Genomic DNA, 20,315 nt, shown 5'->3' with positions numbered 1-20,315 from the left:
CCGTGGCTCAGTACCTTCTGCTGATCATCGCCGGCGCCGCCGTCTGGCGGCTCTACCTGTGGTCACGCGCTCCGCACGACGCGCCCACCCGGTCGGTGGCTCTCGCGCTTCTGTCCATGGGGCTGTCGTATCCGGTAGCCATGCCCGGGGGCGCGCACGGCATCGACACCCTGGCCGGGCACGGCGTGGCCAGGCTCGTCCAGAACCTGCTGCTGCTCGCGGCCCTGTACTTCCTGATGTGCTTCTACCTGTACTCGGCCGACGGGCCCTCCGCGCACCGTCGTGCCCGGCGGGAAGGCGTCGTCGTGGGGCTGGTCGCGGTGGTGATCACCGTGGCGGCCCTGGCCGTGCCTGGTGAGGAGCTCGGCAAGCCGTACGTCACGGTGGACATGACGATGGCCCAGATCTTCATCTTCTACACGGTCGCCGGCCTGTACATGATGTACGCGGTCGGTGCCGCCGGGTGGTGGTCCGCCCGCTATGCGCGTATGTCGCGCCGGCCTCACGCTACGGGTCTGTGGATGACCGCGATCGGCCTGGGCGGGATGGCCGTGGCCTGCGCCATCCGCGCGGTGTTCGTCACCGTCCGCTGGACCGGTGGATCCGTACCGTACCGGGTCAATACCTCGGTGTCGGTCCTGCTGGTGGTGTCCAGCCTGCTCTTCGCCGCAGGCGTCACCTACTCGGTGGCCCGCGCCAGGATCACCGCAACCCGGCTGTGGCTGCGTCGACGACGGGATCACCGCCGGCTGGCCCCGCTCTGGCAGCTCCTGATCGAGGTCTATCCGCAGAACGAACTGCGTCCCGCCTCGTTGGGAATCTGGGACCGTTGGCGGCACCGTGGCGTTCACCGCCGCTACCACCGACGGATCGTGGAATGCCGGGACGGGCTCGTCGACATAAGCCCTTACGTGGTGGAAGGGGGAGACGCCACCAGCCTGCTGAATCTTGCGCCTGCCCATCTGGCCTCGCGTCTGCAGCTCGCCGCCGACATGATCAAGCGCGATGTCCCGGCACCCGGGCCGGCGGTCGCCCTGGCAGCACCCACAGTGCAGGGCCAGGACGAGGATGTCTCTCAGCTGATCGCGGTGTCGGAAGCCCTCCGGCAGACCGCGTGACCGTAGGAGAACGAGGAGACGAGACGACATGCTGATCACGGCGGACAGGGTTCTCACCGGTTCCGGCTCCTACCTGGAAGACGGCGCCGTCCTGATCGAAGGCGGCACGATCACCGCAGTCGGGCCGCGAGCGCAGATGGACAACCGCTGCAGCCCGGACGGACAACGCCTCGCGTTTCCCGGCGCCACGGTCGTTCCCGGACTCATCGATGCCCACGTGCACTTGGTGTTCGACGGCGGCAGCGATCCTGTGGCCTCGCTCCAAGCTTCGGACGACGAGAGTCTCCTGAGGGATATGCGCCGACGTGCGCACCAGCTCGTCTCCAGCGGAGTGACGACCGTGCGCGACCTCGGCGACCGCAACCATCTGGCGCTGCGTCTGGACGCGGAGATCGTACGCGGCAGCGCCGCCGGCCCCCGGATCGTCTCGGCGGGAACCCCCTTGACCGCGCCTGGCGGCCATTGCCACTTCCTGGGCGGCGAGGTCTCCGGCCAGAGCGCGGTCCGTGACCTCGTGCGGCGCAACCTGACGGCCGGTGCCGGCGTCGTCAAGGTCATGGCGACCGGGGGCGGCCTGACCAAGGACGGGCCCAAGAGCTGGCAGAGCCAGTTCTCCGCGGGCGAGCTTCGTGCTCTGGTGGACGAGGCGCATCGGGCCGGTGTGCCGGTGGCCGCGCACGCGCACGGGGCGGACGGCATCACCGCGGCCGTGGACGCCGGCGTGGACACCATCGAGCACTGCTCCTGGATGACGGAGGACGGCTTCGGCCTGCGCCCGGAGGTCGTCGCAAAGATCATCGACCAAGGCATCGCAGTCTGTCCCGCGGTCAGCCCGCACTGGAAGATGGTGCCGCGCATGTTCGGGGAGGAGCGGGCAAAGGTCCTCTTCGGCCAGGTCCGGGAGATGGCGGAGGCCGGCGTCAGGCTCCTCGCCGGGACCGACGCCGGCGTGCAGCGGACCGGGTTCGAGGGGTCGCTCGCGCTGGCCCTCGGGTTCTATGCGCACCTGGGCATCTCGAACGACCGGGTCATCGACATGGCCACCGTCCACGCCGCCGAGGCCCTCGGGCTCGGCGAGTCGACCGGCCGTATCGCATCCGGGTTCCGAGCGGACCTGCTGGTCGTCGACGGTGACCCCCTGTCCGACCTCGCCGCCCTCACACAGAAGCGGGCGGTGATCGCCGACGGCCGCGTGTGCGAACCGGACTCGCGGCCCCAGCCGCAGTCGTAGCCGCGCCCCGGGCTGCGCCCGACAGGGTCGCAGCCCGGACCGCGTGGACTCGGCATGCCGGTCCTCCCTTCTATAAGCACGCATACGATCTATAAGCACGCATACGATCGGCGGTCCATAACCCCCATCGGGGTTCGACGAGCGAGTCTAGGAACCGGTCCCGGCCACGCCGGAGGGCGACGGGCGAAGCTTGAGCCTAGGGGTTGGCGATGGTCACCAAAGTCCACTTGCGTCAGCGCGGGTTGGGGGAGTTCTCTGCGATCTTGGCGCGCAGCACCTTCTCAGCGCGGGCGTCAGCGGCCCGGGCACGGTGGCTGGAGCAATCATGAAGGGCGTAGCCGGCCTCCTGCACGCGGACCGCACGGGAGGAGCCCGAGAGCCCTCCCGTTGAATCTGCCTTGGCGTTGTGGATCTCGGAGCGGCAGGTACACCGCCAGCACGGCGGGCGGCGAGGCGTCACTGGTCGGAGCGGCCGGCCTGCTTCAGAGCCGCCGCCCAGGCCCTATGACCGTGAGTCCCCCCTGCTCGACGAGCCAGTGCGCGTACGGCACCCTCATCTGGCGGCCGTCGACGCTGGTGCTGCGGACATGGACGAGGACGGTGTGGTCATCGTCGAGCTCGCGGGTGCGGGTGTTGAAGAGGAGCGTCACCTCAGCGTGCTTGGACTCGCCGTGAAAACCCACCTCGGGCGCGTCCGGCCAGCACAGCATCTCCCAGTTGATCCAGCCCACGTTCCGCGCCGATCGCCGCCGTGAACGCGTCCTCGATGCTGCCGACCGGCTGGTCGTACAGCTCGCACTCCACCGGCAGCCGTCCCTCGTACGCGGCCGGGTCGGCCGGCAGACCGGGCCCCTGCACGCCGACGACCAGCGCGGGCTGCTCCTCCAACGGCACCCCGTCGACGTCCAGGCAATCCGCCTGTCCCCGGAACCACCCCTCGGGCAGCTCCTTCGCCACACGCCGCACCTCGGCGACGGAACGAATCTCTGCGTACACGGAGACCTCGGAGTACTCGCAGCGACCGAACTCCATGAGACGGCGCGCGGTGCTGAGGGCGAGTGCGAGGTCGGGCGTACGGAAGACGGGATAGGCGATGTCGTTCGACATGCGTGTACTGCGCAACGGCCCGTCATCGCAGGTCATCGCGATTTCGGACGATCGTGCGCGCGTCCGCCTGTGGCTCGCCGGCACGAGCGCTCAACCGCCAAGTCTCGCGCTCAGTCTCAACGCGACCGCCACCCTTGTGCCGGACGGCACCGCGCCCTTCACCAAATGTCTGTTTCCTGAACTGAAACGGCGTTCAGGCGCCGCCTATGGGCGCCCGAACGCCGTCACGGGCGAGTCGTCGGCCTCCTCCCGCCGGTGCTGGTGCCGTCGCCGTGAAGCGGGGGCAGGCCGGCCCGTCGCCGTCCACGCAGGCCCGCGGAGAACCTCCGGGTCAGGGCCGCCCGTGGTGGGTGAACTCCAGGCTGTACCCATCGGGGTCGAGGACGTTGGCCGCGTAGTATCCGGGAGCGAAGTAGGGGCGCTCCCCGGGTGCGCCGTTGTCGGTCGCCCCCGCTGCCATGGCCGCCGCGTACGCCGCGTCGACGACCTCCCTCGAGGATGCGGTGAAGCCGACGTGCGCGGCGTGTCCCTGGCTGTCGCCTTCGCGCAGCCAGAACGTGAAGGCCGTGTCGGATCCGAACCCCGCGAGGTCGCCGACCCACTCCGGGGCGGCTGAGCCGTCGAAGTCGAACACGTGGCGCATGCCCAGCGGCTTCAGCGCCTCGCTGTAGAACGAGGCTGAGCGTTCCCGGTCGCGCACCGTCAGGAAGACATGGTCGATCATTGTGCTCATCTCTTTCCGGAGACTGAGGACGCCGCCTACGCAAGCGTCCAGGACTGGTGGGATTGCTGTATCTCGGCCTCCCGGGAGGCCGAGCCGTGGCGGGCCGCCCGACGGGAGGCCCCGTTCTCACCCGTTCAGAAGCTGCATCTGGTCGGGGGTGTAGCGGTCGCCGGCGACGATCCCGTGCGGGGCGACCGCATCGATGGCGGCCATCTCCCGCGCGGTGATGGTCACGTCGGCGGCGGCGCTGTTCTCTTCCAGGTAGCGGCGGCGCTTGGTGCCGGGGATGGCGACCGCGCCCTGGTGCAGGACCCAGGCGAGGGCCAGCTGGGAGGGTGTGACCTCCTTGGCCGTGGCGATCCGGCGGACTTCGTCGACCACGGCCAGGTTGCGCCGGAAGTTCTCGGCCAGGAAGCGGGGGTCGATGCGGCGGTAGTCGTCGGCGGCGAAGTCGTCCGGGCTGGTTATCGCGCCGGAGAGGAAGCCGCGCCCCAGCGGCGAGTAGGCGACCAGGCCGATCCCGAGCTCCTTCAGTGTGGCCATGACCCCGTCCTGCTCGATGCCGCGCTCGAAGAGCGAGTACTCGGTCTGGACCGCGCTCAGCGGGTGGACGCGGTGGGCGCGGCGGATGGTCTGCGGCGAGGCCTCGGACAGTCCGATGTGGCGGATCTTGCCGGCGTCCACCAGCTCGCCCATGGCGCCGACGGTTTCCTCGATCGGCACCTGCGGGTCGACCCTGTGCAGGTAGTAGAGATCGACGTGGTCGGTGTTCAGGTGGCGCAGGGAGCGATCCAGGGCGCGGCGGATGTACTCGGGGCGCCCGTTGAGGCCGGTCACCGCACCGTCGTCGCCGATCTCGATGCCGGTCTTGGTGGCGATCACGGCCTGCTCGCGGCGGCCGGTGAGCGCCTTGCCCAGGAGCTGCTCGTTGGTGAAGGGGCCGTAGATCTCGGCAGTGTCGAACAGGGTCACGCCCAGTTCCAGGGCACGGTCGATGGTGGCCAGCGATTCGGCCTCATCGGTGCCGCCGTAGAAGGCGCTCATCCCCATGAGGCCAAGTCCCTGGGCGGAGACGGTGAGGCCCTGGCTGCCGAGCGGGCGGATTTCCATCATTGATCCTCCTTGTGCCGAGGTCGCCAAGCTGTAGCAACCAACTGGATGGTTTCTATGGTGTGGCACGCCTTCACAGGTGTCAAACCAACTGGATGGTTACTTGTTAGAGTGACTGCATGCCCCGAGACTCCGCCGCGACCAAGGAACGCCTCCTGGACGCCGCCACCGCCGAGTTCGCCGCGCACGGTCTGGCCGGCGCCCGGGTGGACCGCATCGCCGAGGCGGCCCACGCGAACAAGCAGAGGATCTATGCCTACTTCGGTAACAAGGAGCAGCTGTTCGACGCGGTGATCGAGCGGGTGCTGGCCGTGGGCACGGAGACCGTGCGCTTCGACGCCGAGGACCTCCCCGAAGTCGCGGGACAGATCTTCGACGACCTGGTCGCCCACCCCCACCTGATGCGGCTGCTCTTCTGGAAACTGCTGGAGCGCCCCGGCGCCACCGACCAGGAGGCCGCTACCTACACCGCGAAGACCACAGCCGTTGCGGCGGCCCAGGAGCAGGGCCGAGTCGATCCGGAGCTCGGCCCCGAGGACCTGGTGGCTTTCGTGCTGGCGCTGACCCAGACCTGGTTCAGCCTCACCGGCGGCATGAGCCCGACCAGCGGAAGCGCCCCGTGGCCGGCGGAGCGACTGATCCAGCACCGCGCCGCCGTCGTCCACGCCGTACGGCAGATCACCACACCACGCGGATAGAGCCAGCAGGGGATCACTCAAGCCGGTTGCCCGAACTCATGGGCGGAGCGGCCCGCCGCGGGGGGCAGACTGAGCGACGACCAACAGTGCGCGACCGGCCGGGCGGTGCATCAACTGTCGTAGCGCGACAATCTTCAGAAAACCTCCGCCACAGCCTTGAAAACCACCAGGGCTGCTCCTCGCCCCAGTCGGCCTGGTGTTATCAAGCAAGCAGGGGGTGGGGAGATTCATTCAAATAGCTCCACCAGCAGAGCGTGAAGCGCACTATCCGTCTACGTTCTCTTGCTTCTCCGCCATTTCTGCCACCAGCTCGTTGATCAGTGCCATCGCCTCGGGCGGCAGGCCCTGTGCGCCCAGTCCACGAGCTCTCACACGGCCCACAGCACCTTGCTTTGCGGCAGCCAGCAGCCTCAGCCCCTCGTAGACCTGGGCGGCCACGGCCTCATCAGCCTCGAAGTACATCCGCGAGACGCCGACGATGTCGGCCAGCGCGTCCAGAACCGCAGGGAGCACCGTGTCCGTGGCACCGGTCCGCAGATCCTCGAAGTCGCCGGCGGTGATGAGGTCCGCTCCAGCGCGCGCGTTGACCTCTGCCGCCATCTCCGCATCCGAGGGCGGACCGTCCGGCCCGGGATAGGAGCGCTGCAGGATCTCAGTGATCTTCTCGGCGAGCGATTCCGGCGGCCCGCTCCGGCGCTCAACGGCGGGCTTCTGAGAGCCGGGCTCTGCTGCTGTGTTGCTCTTCCTCGTCTCAGCTGCGGCCATGGAACGGTCTTGTGCCCGGCGCAGTTCCACTTCGCTGACGCCGTACTTCTTCGCGAGGAGCGGGACGTACATGTCCTTGAGCCGACGGTCGCCGCGCTCGGCTCCGGTGACAGGGCCGGCGCTCTTGGTGCCGATCACCTCGGCCGTCTCATACCGGTAGAGGCCGGCATCGCATCGCAGGTCGGCTAGATCCGGAAGGCCCTCGCGGGGGAACAGGTCGTCCAGGCTGCTCCTGAGCGCCGCCGCATATGCGGGCAGCTTCTCCGGATCGGGCGAGGTATGGCCAGATTCCCAGTTCGCGACCGCCGAGTTGCCCACACCCACTTCTGCCGCCACGTCGCTCTGGGAGCGCTCGGCGGCTCGCCGTACCGCGCGAGCGCGGTGCCGGTCGAAGTGACGGGCAGACATCTGACCTCGCTTTTTCTCTAAAATGAAGCCTATGCATCTTGTTGACTTTTGTTTCCACCGAGAATAACTTCAGCTTAGCGAAAGACGGGCGCCCCTGCACGTGAAGGTGTCCCGATTCGCCCACAGTTCCACCGGGCGGCCACGAGGCCCACTTCGGTTCGAGCCTGCCCCTGCCCCTCCATCAGGAAGTCCGCGCGATGCCACAGCACCCCTTACGCCGGGCAGCGTGACCACACCGTCACGCCGGCGCTACCCACGGCGGTAGGCGGCGGACCGCGCACGGATCTCATGCCTACACGAGGGCAACCACGGTGACGGAGCGCCCTTCAGGGTTCACGTTCTGCAACTACTACAGAGTTTTAGAACCAACTCTGGATCTTGTTGCGGCGCCGTGCGTATGTTCGTCGTCCCCTCGGACAGCCCGCTCCGGGGGCGGTGAATAAGAGGAGCACGGCTAGTACCAACCAGGCCACACAGAACCGCATACAGCGACGGCGCCCGAGAGCGGCTACTCCCGGACGCCGGACGCATAGCGGCACGTACCGCTCCCACGAAGGCCCGGCTAGGCCCTACGGGAACGGAGATTGCCCACCACCACGCTGAACCCTTTGCACGGGGCGCGTCAGCGTGGCAGCACTGCAAAGGGGATTTTTGCATGCCTCCTGCCCTGCGCGAAAGACCCATGGGTCCGGCCTGCGCGACAACCACCTTCGTCCTGACGACTCTCCGCTCCCGCCCGCCGCACGGCACCCGCAAGGCGGCGAAGCGGCAGCTCGCTCTCATGACCGGGGGCCGCCGATGAGTGTCGACGCCCGCGAGTGGGTGTGGGAGCACAGCTCCAGCCGGGGCACCGCCCGCCTGGTGATGCTGTCGATCGCCGACCGGGTCGCCGACGACACGTGCGTCGCCTGGGCCTCCATCTCAAGTCTGGTCGAGCGCACGAACGCGTCCCGTACCGCCGTACGGGACGCGCTCACCGCCCTCGACAAGAGCGGGGAACTCAAGGTCCTCGACCATCTGGAGGGCCCCCAGCGCACCACGGTCTACCGGCTGCCCCGCGCTGCTGCGTGGCTGGCCAAGGTCACCGCCACCAGGGGTAGGGACCCGGAGGCGTATGTCGAGCCTCCGGAGGAATCCGACCCGGTACCCGACCTGGACGAGGAGGACCAGAAGGGCCTGCGACGGTACGGAATCTTCCCCAAGAGGGGTACGGATTCCGGGCCCCCGCGCCGGAATCCGGCCGGTACGGAATCCGGCCCCTCACGCCGGAATCCGACCCGTCGACGTGCCGGAATCCGTACACCGCACGGTGCGGGATCCGACCCCCAGAACCGTAGAGAACCGAAGGTGAACCGTAAGGGCAGCAGTAGTGGTGCCGCCGTCACCCCGGCCGACGCATGGCAGGTCGACCCAGACAGCCACGCCTGGGCCCGCCAGAACGGACACCTCGACCGCCTCGGCGAGCAGGGCATGCGAGCGGCCGACGCGAAGTGGCGCAGCCACCGCGCCGGATTCAGTCCCCGCACGGCGGCTTCCTGGGCGGCCGACTGGCGCTCCTGGATAGCCCGCGAACACGCCCCCGCCCACACCGGCCTGTACGCCTTGCCCGGCAGCGGTCCCGCCCCGACCGGCGGCATGACCCGCGCCGAGGCCCACACCGCCGCACTTCTCGCCGCTCTGGACGAGCCGACCGGAACGGAGGGCTGACCGTGGACCGCCGCGAAACCGCCGCCCTGCTGGCCTACATCGGCCGACTCGACCCCCGCACCACCCGCACCGACCAGGGCGAGGCCCGCGACCAGCTCGCCCAGTGGCACGAGCTGCTCGGCGACGTGCCGATGGCCACTCCACACGGCTGGGACGCCCGCGTCGCCGCCCGCCAGCACATCCGCACCTCGCCGTACCAGATCCTGCCCGCGGACGTGGTCCGTCCCTGGGAGAGCTACCGGCGTGACCGCCTGGCCCGGCACTCCGACCCGACGCCGTCCGCCGATCCGGACGACCAGGCCGCCTGGGCCGCCGAGCTGGCCGGCACCCGCCGCGCCGTCGCCGCCGGCCTCGCGGAGCCTGCTCAGGCCCGTGCGATCACCAGCGGTCGCGAGGGGACCGATCCGCAGCTGGAGGCGATGCTGGAGCAGGTCGGCTCCTGCATTCCGCCCGCTGCCCGAGCCGCCCTCGCGCCCTTCCGGCCCGCCCGGGCAGCACGGGAGGCGGCGATCGTCCAGGGGCAGCCCGACGCCCTGGGCGTGCGCTGCGAGTGGTGCAAGGCCCAGCCGGGCGAGCCCTGCCGCCGCCGGCGGATCGGCCCCGACGACGGGGTCCGCGCCACCGCCCCGCGCGCCACCCCGCACCCCGGCCGCCGAGATCTTGCCGCCGCACAGCAGGCCAAGGTCCAGCAGCCCGCCATGGCCTGACCGGCGCGAAAGGCCGGTGCACCCCGTCCGGTGCATCACCACGCCACCGTCCCGCCTCGGCTGCGGCGCCCCCTCTGCGCCGCAGCCGGTACCCGACGCCGCATCCCAGCCGGAGCCCCCTGACCGGCCGGCACGGCAGCACATCGGAGACCCCCTTGCGCCACATCACCACCCACGACACGCCGGCCAGCGGCCTACGCGGTATCGCAGACACCAGCTGGCACACCCACGGGGCATGCCACGGCATGGACGTCGAGGACGCCGACGCCGTGTTCTTCCCGCTCCCCCGGGACCACGAAGCCATAGCCGAGGCCAAAGAGCTGTGCGGCTGGTGCCCGGTACGCAGCGACTGCCTCAACTTCGCTCTGGAGAACGTCCTCAAGGAAGGCATCTGGGGCGGGCTCACCGAAGCCGAGCGGCGCCCCTGGCACGACGGACTGCCCAAGCGCCTCGACTACCGGCGCGTGACCGCCTTCTTCCACGGACGCGACGTACACCTGACCGAGGCCGAACGGCAGGTCGTCATCGACCACGCCTACGTACGCGGGTGGCGCCCCGACCGGCTCGCCGCCGCCCTGCAGATCAGCCACAAGCACGCCCGTGACCTACTCCGGCAGGCCGCCAACAAGGTCTTCGACCGCGACCGCACCTACGGCGTGCCGCGCCCCAAGAAGAAGCGGAAGAAGGCCACCCCAGCAAAAGGCAGCCCCACGCCCGCCGCGCACGGTACCCAGCAGCCGACTGCCCGCCCGGCAGCGTCGAGCCCGGCGCACGCCCCTCTCGGAAAGGCCGCATGACCCACGCCGTCCTCGCCCTCAGCGCCGCTCCGGACCTCACACTCCTCCTCGCCGCCGCCGTGCCCGCCGTCCTCGCCCTCGGGCTGACCGCCTGGACCATCCGACGCCGGGGGACCCGCCCGCAGAAACGTCTCAGCGGCCCGGCAATCAAGGTCGCCGCCGTTGCCGCCCTGGGCTGCACCGCCTACAGCGCCGACACCTCGTGGCGCTTCGCGGCCGACTACCTCGACATGGCAGGCACCGCCGAGCGGGCCGGCATGTTCGCCGCAGCCGAACTCGCCCTGTTCGCGACCGCGCTGATGGCCCGGCAGAACCTGGCCGCCCAGGGCGCCCCCGGCGTACCGGGCACGCTGGTCTGGGTGATCACCGGGGTGCAGGTGATCCCCGCCTACGCCGAGAGTGGTCCCATCGGCGGTACGGTCCGGGCCTTCGTGGGGCCGGTCATGGCGGCGATGCTGTGGCACCTCGCGATGGGTATCGAGCTGCGCCTGCGCACCCCGGGTGCCGCCTCCAACGGTCTGATCGCCGTCCTGGGCCGGGAGGTACGCGAACGGCTCCTGTCCCGCCTAGGCATCGCCGCGCGAGACCGCAACGCCGCGCAGATCACCCGGGACCGGGCCACTGCACGCGCGGTCGCCCTCGCCGCCCGCCTCGCCGAGCGCACACCCGAGCAGCAGCGGAACCGACGCGGGCGACGACTCACGCGGCGTCTGTCGAAGGCGGTCGGCAGGGCCTCTGTCGGCACCGACCCCCTCCAGCGCGCGCAGCTGCTCGACCAGCTCGCCGCACGTCGGCACGCTCTCGCGCTCGCCACGGTCCCACTTCCCTCTCCCTGGTCCCCGACGTTCAGCACCTCAATGGCCGCCACGGTCCCCGCGCAGGCGACGTCGAATACGCCGATCCCCGTCCACGGTCCCCACTGTCTCGGCGAACTGAACCCGGACCGGGGACCGGGTGACCCTCGGGGACCGGTCCCCGAGATCGCGGACTCGAATGCATCGGCAGACGCGGGGACCGAAGGCCACGAAGCGGGGACCGTCGCGGGGACCATGGCCCCAGAAGCTCGCTCGGTCCCGGGGACCGGTCCCGCCAAGCCGGAGACTGCGACGGGGGACGCAGCGGGCGCGGGGACCGGCGGCAGTGCGCGAGAAGTACCTGCTCAGGGCCCTGATTCGCGTCGGGGACCGAGCGCCGCCGATTCGGGGACCGACACCACCGGGGACCGGGGACCGAGCGCCGCCGATTCGGGGACCGACACCACCGGGGACCGGGGACCGACCGACACCGAATCGGGGACCGACACCACCGGGGACCGGGGACACAAGGTCCCCCTCCGCCGGAAGACGACCACGAAGACCAGGACGAAGAGCAAGGCGAAGCGCGGCCGGCCCCGCACCCCGCAGACACAGCGCCCTCCCGGGGAGCCGGAGCAGTCGGTGGACCAGCTCGTCCAGCAGGTCCGCCCCCACGTCCCCGCCCTACTCGAACGGGACGGCAACGAAGCAGTGACCCGTGTGCAGCTGCGGGAGATCCTCCGCCGCGAGGGCTTGAAGGGCGGCCGGAACGACCGGCTGAGCCTCGTCCTCCAGGAACTGCGGAGCGACGGCACCACGACGACAAGGAACACCACCCGATGAAGACCTGCCACCAGTTCGACACCGTCCGCGCGGAGTACGAGCGGGAGATCGGCTTCTTGGTCGCCCACTCCCAACGGCACGAGGGCAGGCCCGCAGCGAAGTCCAGCGCAAAGACTGCCGCCTCGACGAAGCAGCGGATGGCCCGAACGCTCAGCAGCCACGTCAGCCGCTGCCCCGAATGCGGCTGACCCGGCAAAACTCCAGCTCAACCGCGCCACCCGCCCCGCTCTAGGAGACACACCGTGATACCGCGTCCCTCTCGCCCCTCCGAGCCAACGGCTGCCGAGGCCAGCGCCTGGGAACACGTACTGGTCGGCCAACGGCTCCTGCATGCCGCCGTCCTCACGCCAACCGGTCAGTGGCTCGTGCAGGACCATCCCGATGGACCCGTCCACGTCCTTCGAGGGCCAGCCGACGTCCTCGCGCTGGCCGCGACCATCCAACATCGCGCCCGCTCCACGAGGCCCGAATCCCGATGACGAACGCGCCCAAGAACGGCACCACCCCGGAATCTGCTCCCGACCCCAACTCGGTCTTGGGGCGAGCAAGTTGGGGCGGAAGCGTAGCTTCCGCCGAACCCGCCCCCGAGGGGGCGCGAGAGGACCTGCACCGGGGGGCGCAGGTCCTTCAGGCTTCGACCGGGGGCGGATCGGAGCTGGGGCAGGAGGAGAAGCCGACTGACCTCCGCGCACGCCGCCAGCGTGCTCCTCGCGTCCGTCAGCGCCCGCGTCAGCCGTCCGAGAAGAAGCGCCAGCATCAGCCAAACACACGTTTCAACGACGAAGAGTTCGCTCTGATCAAGTCCGCCGCCGCCCAGTGCAATCTGTCCGTCGCCGGGTTCCTCGCCCGCTCCGCGCTCGCCGCCGCCCGCGACCTCGACCGCACCAGCGCCGAGATCGCCGACGAACGCGAAGTGATCACCGCCCTGTTCGACAGTCGGCGTCGCCTCGGCTGGGCCGGCAGCAACCTCAACCAGGCAGTCAAGGCACTCAACTCCGGTGCCGACGCTCCCCACCTCGAAGCGGCGGTCGCCGCTGTGCGGCGCGCCGCCGACACCGCGCACGATGCCGCCGCGCGACTGATCGAGCGCCGCAGCTCGTGATCCCCAGCGTCAACTCCTCGGGGTCCCGCACCATCGGGCTCCTCGCCTACCTCTACGGCCCGGGCAAGCACGAGGAACACAGCGACCCCCACCTCGTGGCCTCCTTCGATGGCATGTCCCCCGATCCCGGTCGCGACCCGAACGCCACCCTCAAGGACCTCCAGCAGCTCCTGGACCAGCCCGTGATGGCCCTCGCCGAGCACGCACGTCCGGCCAAGCACGTGTGGCACACGTCCGTCCGCGCCGACCCAAAGGACCGGACTCTGTCCGACGAGGAGTGGGCCGATATCGCCCGCCGTATCGTCGCCGCCGCCGGCATCGACCCCGGCGACGGACAGCCCGGCTGCCGCTGGGCTGCCGTACGGCACGCGGACGACCACATCCACATCGTGGCCACCCTCGTAACCGAGGACGGCCACCGTCCCGACGACTACCGCTCCGGCGCCCGCGCCCAGGCAGAAGCCCGGCTTATCGAGAAGGAACTCGGTCTCCACGAGGTCGCAACCGGCGACGGCACAGCCGCTCAGCGGCCCACCAGCGCCGAACGCCACAAAGCCGAGCGCCAGGGCCGCGAGCGGACCGCCCGCGAAGAGCTACGCGAGACGGTACGACGGGCCGTGGCCGGCGCGAGGAGCGAGGAGGAGTTCTTCGACCGGCTCGTCGGCGCCGGTCTCCTGATCCGTAAGCGCGCCGCACCTTCCGGGGACCTCCTCGGATACAAGGTCGCCCTGCCCGATGACCGAAACAAGGGCGGCGAGCCGGTGTTCTACCCCGGCGCACGCCTCGCACCCGACCTCTCGCTGCCCCGCATCCAGGAGCGCTGGTCCGCAGATGCTGAGGACAACCCGGCCCCCCGGCGGGAGGATGCGGTCCGGACGGGCCCGGGCACACCGGCCGCTGCCCGATGCAGGACGGCATCGGCAGCGTGGCAGGCCGTGCTCGTTGTCGAGCACGGCACCGACGCGGTCGCCGCCGCCCACATCGCCGCGGCCGGCGAGGTCCTGGATGCCCTCGCGAAGACGTCCGCAGCCCACACCCGCCACGAACTGCGCGACGCTGCAACGACCTTCGAGCGGGCCTCACGCTCCCATGTCCGCGCCGTACGCGGGCACGATCGAGCGCTGCGGCAGGCCGCCCGCGACCTCGTACACGGCGGGCCGGCCCTCAGCCGCGGTGAGGACGGAGCCACCACTGCGATGGCGATCGACATGCTGTTCTTCCTTATCACCGCCGCCGCGCACTGGCACGCCAGAAAGGGACACGCCCAGCAGGCCAAAGCCGCCACCCGGGCCGCCGAGCACCTGCGCACCGCCTATCAGGCCGCCTCAGCCCAGCCCCTCGGTGTGCTCTACCAGCGAGGCCGGCGTCTGGGCAGGCCAATGCTCCAGCGGCAGACCGCGTTGTTGCGCGAGGCGCTGCCGGAGCTGGCCGAGCAGATCCTCGCCGAGCCCGGCTGGTACGCCTTGGCCGCCACCATCGCGGAGGCCGAAGTCGTCGGCCACGACCCGGCCACCCTCCTGACCGACGCTGCAGAACGCCGTGAACTCGGCACCGCGGACTCCGTCAGTGACGTGCTCGTGTGGCGGATGCGGCGAACAGCCGACCTACCCGCCGACGCGTCCCACCTGCCCGAGATCAGCACCGCAGGTAGCCGGTCCGCACCGCGCCGTTCGACGACCAGGCCCTCCGCGCCCGGCAGGCGGCGCAACGGAGAGGAGCCATCGCGTAAGACCCTGTGAGCCCGCCGGATGCCAACACGCGGCCTCAACGCATCGCCGAGAGAAGGGCTAGCGCCACCGCGCTGACCGCAATCCACAGCATGGTCGTACGTCACATCGGGCCTCGGTAACGACCAGCTCCGCGTTGGAGGCCGTCGGCACCGGTGCACCCGCAGGACAAACGAGCATGACGCAGGTGCGGCGAGTCGAGCCAGTAGGCGTCGCACAGTTGAGCGGTCGAGGGAGGCGACGCGTGTGATCGGGCGCACCATGGCAACGGCGCCTCGCCGCATGGAGACACGCACCGTGGTCAACTCGTCATCTGGGCAACCGAGAAGCCGGAACCCCCTGTTGACCTGGCCGAAGGCGACTGTGGACTTTGTGAATTGAAACCGCCGGAGGCGTAGGGCACGATCATGAAACGCGCAGGACGAGGTGACAAGGTAGAGGAGGAGGCCAGGGTGTTTCACCGGATACGCCGCCGGGCTAAGGAGCCGAGCGAAGCTCAGAGGCAGTTCGCCGAACTGCATGCGCAGCTGCAGGGCCAGGTTCCGCCCGGCTTTGGAGTGTCGGCGCCTGAGCCGGAGCCCGCCAAGCCGGCCGCCGTCGTGAGCGACTTCCTTCCGCCCGAGCTGCGCGTGCCGAGCCACGACCAGGTCGACGGCAAGATGATGCCGTGGAAGCAGCCGCTCGTCCTCGACGGCGAGATGGCCGCTTGCGCCAAGTGCGGCGCGTACCGGGACTGGCTCATCCTCTCCACCCGCAGCCAGATCTGGCTGCGCTGCCGGGCCGGCCACCAGCAGCTGGAGACCCGCCTCGACACCGCCTGGTACAACCGCAACAGCGGACCGGCGGATGCGACGCACGCCACGTTCGAGGACTGCCTGCGCCACCTCGGGCACTGACCACCGCCCCTACGACCCCACCGGGCCGCGGGCCCGTACTGACCACCCGTCGCCTAGCACCAAGGGGTCAGTTCCGTCATGCGCGTTCGCGTCGCCACCACCGCACTCGGCATCACCGCCGCACTCCTCGCCGTGCCCGCCTGCTCCACCGACACCACCGGAGACAAGCACAAAACCCCCTCCGCCGCCCGGGCGGGAAAGCCGTCCGACGACGTCCAGGAGACGGCTGCGCTCTCCTCGGCCGCGCTCGCGTCCCGTCTGCTCGACCCGAGCGACCTCGGCAACGGCTACCTGCCCAAGCCGGAACGTCTAGCCCAGCACGACGACGTCACTGTCATCGGCTGCCCGGCCCTGAGCGAGCTGGGCGGTGACGCTGCGACCGGCGGCACGCTCGCCTTCCCGCACAAGGCGAAGGCGGACTTCACCTACGGCGGCAGCTCCTCGGAGATCTCCGAGGAGCTGTACAGCGACAGCGCGAAAGCGCTGTCCGCCGGTATCGCCCGGATCTTCGACGCCATGACCGGCTGCCCGACCTATCAGGTCGTCGCGGGCGGCACCCCGATTGACGTGGCCTCGCAGAAGCTGCCTGCGCCCCACGGCCTCGGTGATGAGCATTGGAGCCAGCTCCTGACGTTCACCACAGGCGGGCGGAGCACCGTGGTCAAGCAGACCGCGATCCGCGACGGCAGTCTGCTGCTGGTCGTCTCCGGCTCCCCGGCTCTCGTCGACCGCCACCTCGGCAAGGCCCTCGCCAAGGCAACCGCAGCAAATTGACCGGCTTCCAACGCATGCTGCCCCCGACTGAGGTAGTCGGGGGCGGCAGTGCATCGGGCGCTACGGTCTGGCCCGAGAAGTAGAAGGCCCGGCCCTCCGCACAGGAGGAGCCGGGCTGAGTTCATCGGGTGGCGGCGCGGGGCGAGGTGCTAGATGGCCGGCGCGCGCAGGAGCCGCTCCTGGGTGGCCTCGGGCAACACCCGGCGCAGGACCGGTGCTGTCGAGCTGAGGGCGGCGGCGAAAACGGCCACGACGTCGTGCGGGACGCCGGCGGAGAAAGAAGCCGCCCACAAGCACGGTGCGCCGAGCACGGGCTCGGCCCATGCCTGCCAGCCGGCCGGTCCCGCCTCGTCGGCCTCAGTGGTCAGGGCGCGCGGGTCGCCGTCCTGAATGAGGGGCGGCACCTCGCCGAGGCTGATGTGCGAGGTGAACGTCGGGTCCGTCGCAGCCGCCTCGGGCTGGTCGATGTCGCGGAACCATCCATGTGCGGCGACAGCGTCGAGGACCAGCTCGGGTCCGACGAACGGCACGGCGGGCTGGTCGCGGGCATCGAGCGCGACGAGGAAGTCGGTCACCGCCTCGCCGGGGACATCGGAGGTGAAGTAGGCCGACCACTGAGCGAGCGGGCTGCTCGTCTCGACGCGAGCGGAGATCTGCCAGGCGATCGGCAGTTCTCCCAGGTGGAACGGCTCGTCCGCCAGGCTCCACTGTGCCCAGCGCAGGGTGTCGGGACTGATGTGCAGGACGGTGCTGCGCAGGACCTGGCGGTCCTCCGGCGCCTCGTCCGGCTCGTGCCGTCCGCGGACGATCGTCAGACTCGTCCAGCCCAGGCCGTCGAGCGAGTCGGCGACTACGTCGTAGAGGCGTCCATCATCACCGGCCAGATGCCGGGGACCGACCCAGAACGCGGGCTGGCCGCCGCGCGGAGTGGACGGGTCGAGCGGGAAGTCGGGGTACAGGGGCGCCTCCAAGGGCTCGGTGCGTATCTAGTGCTGTGACCGCATAGGTTCGCCGGGTCGGTGGTCGTGGCGGTTGGATGTGCGGTGACATCCGATCCGACTGCTGGAGGCGCGGTGGCCGAGCCTGTCCGTGTGCGCAGACTGACCGACCAGGAGGGGCAGAAGCTGCAGCAGATCGTGCGCCGAGGCAGCACCAACTCGGTGCGCTACCGGCGCGCGATGATGCTGCTGGCCTCCGCCGGCGGCAACCGGGTGCCGGTGATCGCCCAGCTGGTGCAGGCCGACGAGGACACCGTCCGGGATGTGATCCACCGGTTCAACGAGATCGGCCTGGCCTGCCTGGACCCTCGGTGGGCGGGAGGCCGTCCCCGCCTGCTCAACCGTGACGACGAGGACTTCGTCGTCCAGACGGCCACCACCCGACCCACCAAGCTCGGCCAGCCCTTTACCCGCTGGTCGCTGCGTAAACTCGTCGCCTACCTGCGGAAAGTTCACGGCCGGGTCATCCGGATCGGCCGCGAGGCGTTACGCGGCCTGCTCGTCCGCCGCGGCGTGACCTTCCAGCGCACCAAGACGTGGAAGGAATCCCCCGACCCGAACCGCGAGACGAAGCTGGACCGCATCGAGGAAGTCCTTGACCGCTTCCCCGACCGGGTCTTCGCCTTCGACGAGTTCGGCCCACTCGGGATCCGACCCACCGCAGGCTCAGGCTGGGCAGAGCGCAAACAGCCCGACCGGCTGCCCGCCACCTACCACCGCACCCACGGCGTGCGGTACTTCCACGGCTGCTACTCGGTCGGCGACGACACCCTGTGGGGCGTCAACCGGCGACGCAAGGGCGCCGGAAACACGCTCGCCGCGCTGAAATCGATCCGCGCCGCCCGGCCCGACGGTGCCCCGATCTACGTGATCCTGGACAACCTGTCCGCCCATAAGGGCGCCAACATCCGCCGCTGGGCCAAGAAACACAAGGTCGAACTGTGCTTCACGCCGACCTACGCCTCGTGGGCCAACCCGATCGAGGCCCACTTCGGACCACTGAGGCAGTTCACCATTGCCAACTCCAACCACCCCAACCACACCGTGCAGACCAAGGCCCTGCACGCCTACCTGCGCTGGCGCAACGCCAACACCCGCCACCACGACGTCCTGGCCGCCGAACGCAAGGAACGCGCCCGCATCCGCAGCGAGAAAGGCATCCGTTGGGGTGGCCGACCGATCTCAGCAGCAGCCTGACCAGCCAACCCCGACCGAACCTCTCCTTTGTGGCGGAGAAGCCTGAGCCTATGCCCGGGGTGTGCCGTCCCAGCGCCATGTGGTGAGACGACGGTGTCCGAGTAGTTCGGCGCGTCCGGTGGCCCACAAGAGGGTGAGCCAGGGGTCCGTGGGCGACGGTGCGTCCGGAAACAGCCGGGCGAGCACCCGAGAGCACAGATCGGCAGGCGGGCTCCATGCGAGACCGAGCCCTTGTGCCAGGTCGTGCGTGTGCACCAGGGTCTCCACGATCCCCATCGCGGCGAAGCCCTCGGGGTCCGAGACGCCGAAGACGTGGTAGGCGCGGCTCTGCGGAGGCGTCGTGCGCACCATGGCGACCAGCAGCGCACCGCTCGCTTCCAGGACCTGCAGCAGGCCGGCGGGCCCCGCCTCGCGGTCCGCGTGAATGGCGTTCGCTGGGCCGCCGGGCCGTCGGCTCTCCCACACGAAGGGCACCTCACCATCCAAGGGCGGTGTTTTGGGGCCCAGTTGCGCAGCGTAGGCGAAGAGGTCGTCGCTGAGGTGCTCGACGGTTTCCCAGCAGTCCCATTCCAGCGAACCGGCCTTGCCTTCCCACGCGGCTGGGGGCGCCTCGCAAAGGACTGCCACAGCGAGTTTCACGGCAAGGTCGAGGTCGTCCGCGGTGACGGGGGGCTGGGAGAGGGCAATATCGGCTGATCGGGACATGGCAGGACCGTACCTCGCCCGGAGGGAGCGACCCCTCCTTTTTTGATCACCGGCCCAGCAACCCGGCAAAGCTTCGCGGTCACAGCACTAGTTGCCGCCGGCGCGGCGGCGGGGGCGGCGCGGGGGTGTCTCGACGGGGCCCTGCCACGTCAGCTCCATGGCGACCTCGGGAGGCAGGTGGCCGAGTTGTGCGTCCTCGTCGCGTCCTTCGGCGAGGTAGACGACGGTCCGGCCGGTCCGGTCCACTGACTGCACGACCTGTGCCAAGCGGTGTGCCATCGGAAAGAACGGATTCATGGCCTGGCGGACCGGAGCACTCCGGTCGAACTCAGCCAGCAGGTCGATGAGATCGCCGACGGTCATCTCCGCGGACGTCACGAACAGCCTCCATGGGTGAGGGAAACGGTGAGCGATGGAACGGGATGGTGGCCGGCGGAGAGCCGGCCACTCTCAAGCGCGGAGTACCGGTGGGCGCCTGTGCTGTCATACGCGACGTGAGGTCTCCAGCACACGCGCCACGGCGGCGGCGACAATGTCAGCTGGCGTCTCGATGTCGAACGACAGGCGGTAGCCGCGCACCTTGGCCGTGCCGGTGACTGCGATCTTCCATCCCTCGCCGTCCGTGCCGGGGCGTCCGAGCGGGAACCAGCCGAGGTAGAAGCGGCCGTCCTTCGAGCTGACGTGCACGTCCGCACGGTCGTCCACGATCAGGTGGAATTCCTCCGCGGCGAACTGGTCCATGACCAGCGTTGGCTGGCCGGGGCCGAGCTGCCATTCGCGAAGCCGCAAGGCTTCCACGGTGGTGGAGAAACCGAGGCCCACAGACGCTACGGTCACAGGCAATCACCTCTCTGACCTGGGGTTTCCTACAAGGTCGTCTACGTTGACATGCCGTCGCGCACGTTGG

The 20,315-nt window shown here is 70.0% G+C and carries 22 protein-coding genes; 13 read left to right on the top strand and 9 right to left on the bottom strand.

All coding sequences use genetic code 11. The features are described from left to right. The first annotated feature begins 2 nt into the window (after positions 1–2). Complete coding sequence (locus tag ACFWXC_RS00665) at positions 3–1,118, top strand: MAB_1171c family putative transporter (protein WP_384470764.1); 1,116 nt, start codon at positions 3–5, stop codon at positions 1,116–1,118. 28 nt (positions 1,119–1,146) lie between these two features. Next, a complete protein-coding gene (locus ACFWXC_RS00660) occupies positions 1,147–2,349 on the top strand; it encodes an amidohydrolase family protein (RefSeq protein WP_384470761.1) in 1,203 nt (400 codons plus the stop codon). Between the two features lie 482 nt (positions 2,350–2,831). Here the strand turns inward: ACFWXC_RS00660 and ACFWXC_RS00655 are convergent, their stop codons facing one another. The 4 genes from ACFWXC_RS00655 to ACFWXC_RS00640 form a co-directional block, all read right to left on the bottom strand. Further along, entirely contained in the window at positions 2,832–2,999 is a 168-nt protein-coding gene (locus ACFWXC_RS00655; protein ID WP_384470758.1) for a hypothetical protein, read from the bottom strand. A gap of 1 nt (position 3,000) precedes the next feature. Further along, the gene (locus ACFWXC_RS00650; protein WP_384470755.1) at positions 3,001–3,456 is read right to left on the bottom strand and encodes a hypothetical protein; all 456 of its coding nucleotides are present in this window, start codon (positions 3,454–3,456) and stop codon (positions 3,001–3,003) included. 331 nt (positions 3,457–3,787) lie between these two features. Further along, the gene (locus ACFWXC_RS00645; RefSeq protein WP_384470753.1) at positions 3,788–4,189 is read right to left on the bottom strand and encodes a VOC family protein; all 402 of its coding nucleotides are present in this window, start codon (positions 4,187–4,189) and stop codon (positions 3,788–3,790) included. Between the two features lie 117 nt (positions 4,190–4,306). Further along, a complete protein-coding gene (locus ACFWXC_RS00640) occupies positions 4,307–5,290 on the bottom strand; it encodes an aldo/keto reductase (protein WP_384471558.1) in 984 nt (327 codons plus the stop codon). 119 nt (positions 5,291–5,409) lie between these two features. On the opposite strand from ACFWXC_RS00640, the gene ACFWXC_RS00635 reads away from it, so the two are divergent. Further along, positions 5,410–5,988 carry a TetR/AcrR family transcriptional regulator gene (locus ACFWXC_RS00635; RefSeq protein WP_384470750.1) on the top strand — a complete coding sequence of 193 codons (579 nt, stop codon included), beginning with the start codon at positions 5,410–5,412 and terminating at the stop codon, positions 5,986–5,988. 264 nt (positions 5,989–6,252) lie between these two features. On the opposite strand, the gene ACFWXC_RS00630 is transcribed toward ACFWXC_RS00635, so the two are convergent. Next, a complete protein-coding gene (locus tag ACFWXC_RS00630) occupies positions 6,253–7,161 on the bottom strand; it encodes a helix-turn-helix domain-containing protein (RefSeq protein ID WP_384470747.1) in 909 nt (302 codons plus the stop codon). A 798-nt stretch (positions 7,162–7,959) separates the two neighbouring features. Here ACFWXC_RS00630 and ACFWXC_RS00625 point away from each other — a divergent pair. The 9 genes from ACFWXC_RS00625 (at position 7,960) to ACFWXC_RS00585 (ending at position 16,508) form a co-directional block, all read left to right on the top strand. Beyond that, positions 7,960–8,868 carry a helix-turn-helix domain-containing protein gene (locus tag ACFWXC_RS00625; RefSeq protein WP_384470744.1) on the top strand — a complete coding sequence of 303 codons (909 nt, stop codon included), beginning with the start codon at positions 7,960–7,962 and terminating at the stop codon, positions 8,866–8,868. Positions 8,869–8,870: 2 nt separating this feature from the next. Further along, entirely contained in the window at positions 8,871–9,575 is a 705-nt protein-coding gene (locus ACFWXC_RS00620; protein WP_384470741.1) for a hypothetical protein, read from the top strand. A gap of 155 nt (positions 9,576–9,730) precedes the next feature. Beyond that, positions 9,731–10,372 carry a WhiB family transcriptional regulator gene (locus ACFWXC_RS00615; RefSeq protein ID WP_384470738.1) on the top strand — a complete coding sequence of 214 codons (642 nt, stop codon included), beginning with the start codon at positions 9,731–9,733 and terminating at the stop codon, positions 10,370–10,372. Continuing rightward, positions 10,369–12,009, top strand: a complete 1,641-nt coding sequence (locus tag ACFWXC_RS00610) for a hypothetical protein (protein WP_384470735.1) — start codon at positions 10,369–10,371, stop codon at positions 12,007–12,009. Before ACFWXC_RS00615 ends, ACFWXC_RS00610 begins: the two co-directional genes overlap by 4 nt. After that, positions 12,006–12,197, top strand: a complete 192-nt coding sequence (locus ACFWXC_RS00605) for a hypothetical protein (protein ID WP_384470732.1) — start codon at positions 12,006–12,008, stop codon at positions 12,195–12,197. Before ACFWXC_RS00610 ends, ACFWXC_RS00605 begins: the two co-directional genes overlap by 4 nt. 287 nt (positions 12,198–12,484) lie before the next feature. After that, a complete protein-coding gene (locus ACFWXC_RS00600; protein ID WP_384470729.1) occupies positions 12,485–13,111 on the top strand; it encodes a plasmid mobilization protein in 627 nt (208 codons plus the stop codon). Continuing rightward, a complete protein-coding gene (locus tag ACFWXC_RS00595) occupies positions 13,108–14,850 on the top strand; it encodes a relaxase/mobilization nuclease domain-containing protein (RefSeq protein WP_384470726.1) in 1,743 nt (580 codons plus the stop codon). Before ACFWXC_RS00600 ends, ACFWXC_RS00595 begins: the two co-directional genes overlap by 4 nt. Before the next feature lie 440 nt (positions 14,851–15,290). Next, complete coding sequence (locus tag ACFWXC_RS00590; protein WP_384470723.1) at positions 15,291–15,734, top strand: hypothetical protein; 444 nt, start codon at positions 15,291–15,293, stop codon at positions 15,732–15,734. Positions 15,735–15,812: 78 nt separating this feature from the next. Beyond that, positions 15,813–16,508, top strand: coding sequence for a hypothetical protein (locus ACFWXC_RS00585; RefSeq protein WP_384470720.1), 696 nt, complete (start codon positions 15,813–15,815; stop codon positions 16,506–16,508). Between the two features lie 149 nt (positions 16,509–16,657). On the opposite strand, the gene ACFWXC_RS00580 is transcribed toward ACFWXC_RS00585, so the two are convergent. Beyond that, positions 16,658–17,479, bottom strand: a complete 822-nt coding sequence (locus tag ACFWXC_RS00580) for a DUF317 domain-containing protein (protein WP_384470717.1) — start codon at positions 17,477–17,479, stop codon at positions 16,658–16,660. Between the two features lie 102 nt (positions 17,480–17,581). On the opposite strand from ACFWXC_RS00580, the gene ACFWXC_RS00575 reads away from it, so the two are divergent. Next, complete coding sequence (locus ACFWXC_RS00575; protein WP_384470714.1) at positions 17,582–18,703, top strand: IS630 family transposase; 1,122 nt, start codon at positions 17,582–17,584, stop codon at positions 18,701–18,703. A gap of 48 nt (positions 18,704–18,751) precedes the next feature. On the opposite strand, the gene ACFWXC_RS00570 is transcribed toward ACFWXC_RS00575, so the two are convergent. The 3 genes from ACFWXC_RS00570 to ACFWXC_RS00560 form a co-directional block, all read right to left on the bottom strand. Next, on the bottom strand, positions 18,752–19,408 hold the full coding sequence (locus ACFWXC_RS00570) for a hypothetical protein (RefSeq protein ID WP_384470710.1): 657 nt from the start codon (positions 19,406–19,408) through the stop codon (positions 18,752–18,754). Between the two features lie 87 nt (positions 19,409–19,495). Continuing rightward, entirely contained in the window at positions 19,496–19,786 is a 291-nt protein-coding gene (locus tag ACFWXC_RS00565; RefSeq protein WP_384470707.1) for a hypothetical protein, read from the bottom strand. A gap of 105 nt (positions 19,787–19,891) precedes the next feature. Beyond that, complete coding sequence (locus ACFWXC_RS00560) at positions 19,892–20,245, bottom strand: DUF317 domain-containing protein (protein WP_384470704.1); 354 nt, start codon at positions 20,243–20,245, stop codon at positions 19,892–19,894. Positions 20,246–20,315 lie beyond the last annotated feature (70 nt).

Source organism: Streptomyces sp. NPDC058683, from assembly GCF_042716195.1.
Classification (GTDB): domain Bacteria; phylum Actinomycetota; class Actinomycetes; order Streptomycetales; family Streptomycetaceae; genus Streptomyces.
This window is presented reverse-complemented; position numbering and strand designations above follow the sequence as displayed.